This window comes from Streptomyces sp. NPDC054961 (assembly GCF_053609145.1).
Map to the genome: position 1 here is coordinate 1 of NZ_JBSGWY010000101.1, position 2539 is coordinate 2539.

At 71.1% G+C, this 2539-nt stretch carries 1 protein-coding gene; it reads right to left on the minus strand.

What is annotated here, in order from left to right:
• Positions 1–2539: type I polyketide synthase (locus ACWF9Z_RS36620; protein ID WP_453609938.1), on the minus strand; the 2539-nt coding region annotated here is incomplete at both ends.

Sequence of the window (2539 nt, forward strand, 5' to 3'; positions counted from 1 at the left end):
CCCGGTCCTCACCCAGCACCACCGCACGGTCCTCGAACACCGCACGCGAGGACACCAACGACACACCCACATCAACCGGCGACAGGCCCTCGTCCGCCCCGACAGCCGTCAGCAGCCGCGCCGCCTGACCCGCCACCGCCTCCACACCACGACCCGACACCACCCACGGCACCACACCCGGAGCGGAGGAACCGTCCGAGGCAGGGGTTTCCACAGGGGCGGGGCCTTGCTCGATGATCACGTGGGCGTTGGTTCCGCTGATGCCGAAGGAAGAGACGGCACCACGGCGCGGGCGACCGGGTTCCTGCCACTCGCGGCCCTGGGTGAGCAGCTCGACGGCGCCGGTGTCCCACTCGACGTACGGGGATGACTCGTCTGCGTGGAGGGTGCGGGGCATGACGCCGTGGCGCATGGCCATGACCATCTTGATCACGCCCGCGACACCGGCGGCGGCCTGGGTGTGGCCGATGTTGGACTTGATCGAGCCCAGCCACAAAGGCCGGTCGGTGGGCCGGTCCTGGCCGTAGGTGGCGAGGAGGGCCTGTGCCTCGATGGGGTCGCCGAGGCGAGTCCCGGTACCGTGCGCCTCGACCACGTCCACGTCGGCTGTGGTCAGATGAGCGTTCGTCAGTGCCTGCCGGATGACGCGCTCCTGCGACGGACCGTTGGGTGCGGTGAGGCCGTTGGAGGCGCCGTCCTGGTTCACAGCCGAGCCACGCACCACGGCCAGCACCGGGTGGCCGAGCCGCTGCGCGTCCGAGAGGCGCTCGACGAGCAGCACGCCGACGCCCTCGCCCCAGCCGGTGCCGTCGGCGTCGGCGCCGAAGGCCTTGCAACGGCCATCCGTCGACAGACCGCGCTGTCGGCTGAACTCGACAAACGTGGTCGGCGTCGACATCACGGTCACACCGCCGACGACGGCAAGATTGCACTCGCCCTGGCGCAGCGACTGCGCCGCCAGGTGCAGGGCGACCAGCGAGGACGAGCACGCCGTGTCCACCGTCACCGCCGGGCCCTCAAGCCCGAAGGTGTACGCGAGCCGGCCGGAGATGACGCTGGACGCGTTGCCCGTCAGGAGAAAGCCCTCGAAGTGCTCGGGGGCCTTCGGCAGGCGGGAGCTGTAGTCGTTGTACATCACACCCGCGAAGACGCCGCCGCGGCTGCCGCGCACGGTGGCGGGGTCGATGCCGGCCCGCTCGAACGCCTCCCACGCCGTCTCCAGCAGCAGGCGCTGCTGGGGGTCGCTGGCCGTGGCCTCGCGGGGGCTGATCCCGAAGAACTCGGCGTCGAACAGGTCGGCTCCGTGCAGGAACCCGCCATGACGGGTGTACGAGGTGCCGATCTGCTGTGGGTCCGGGTTGTAGAGGGCGTCCGTGTCCCAGCCACGGTTGGTCGGGAACTCGGAGATCGCGTCGACGCCGTTGACGACGAGCTGCCAGAGGTCCTCGGGGGAGGACACGTCACCGGGGTACCGGCAGGCCATACCGACGATGGCGAGTGGCTCGTCGGCTGCGCCGGAGCCTGCGGCGACCTCAACGGCCGCGGACTCCCGCACACCGGAGACCTCGGCCAGCAGGTATGCCGCCACCGCATCCGGCGTCGGGTAGTCGAAGGCGATGGTCGTGGGGAGGCGCAGGCCGGTCATGGCCTTGAGCCGGTTGCGGAACTCCACGCCCGTCAGGGAGTCGAAGCCGAGCTCCTTGAACGCGCGGGCCGTGTCGATGTCCGCGGTCTGCGCGTAGCCGAGCACGGTAGCAGCCGTCGAGCGAACCAGCTCTGAAAGCCGGCGGAAGCGTTCGGCCTCGCCGAGGCCCGCCATCTCCAGCTCCCAGGACGAGCCGGAACCGGCCGCCGAACGCTGGGACTGGGCGACGGCCCGCTTGGGGCGGGTGCCGACCAGGTTGCTGTAGAGCTCGGGGAGCAGCCCGCCAGCCTGGAGGTCCTCCAGCGCGGCGACGTTGACCCGGGCCGGCACCAGGGTCGCCCGGCCGCTGGCGAACGCCGCGTCGAATAGCTCCAGGCCCTGCTGCGACGTCAGCGCCGGAAGGCCGTTGCGGTCCCAGCGCGCCAGATCGGCTTCGCTGAGGCTGCCCGCCATGCCGCCGCTTTCGCCGCCCCAGAGTCCCCAGGCGAGGGAGGTGGCGGGGAGGTTGTGGGCGTGGCGGTGGTGGGCCAGGGCGTCGAGATACGTGTTCGCGGCGGCGTAGTTGGCCTGGCCGGCGTTGCCGATGATGCCGGCGATGGAGGAGAACAGGACGAAGGCGGTCAGGTCGAGGTGTTTGGTGAGGTCGTGGAGGTTCCACGCGGCATCCACCTTGGGCCGCAGCACCTCCGCCAGAGCCTCCGGCGTCAGACCCTCCACAAGCGTGTCGGCGAGGACGCCGGCGGTGTGGACCACGGCGGTGAGGGGGTGCTCTGCGGGAATGGCGGCGAGAAGCTCGGCGGTCGCGTCCCGGTCGGCCAGATCACACGCAGCGAAAGTGATCTGTGCGCCGAGGGCGGTGAGTTCGTCGGCGAGTTCGGTGGCTCCGGGGGCGTC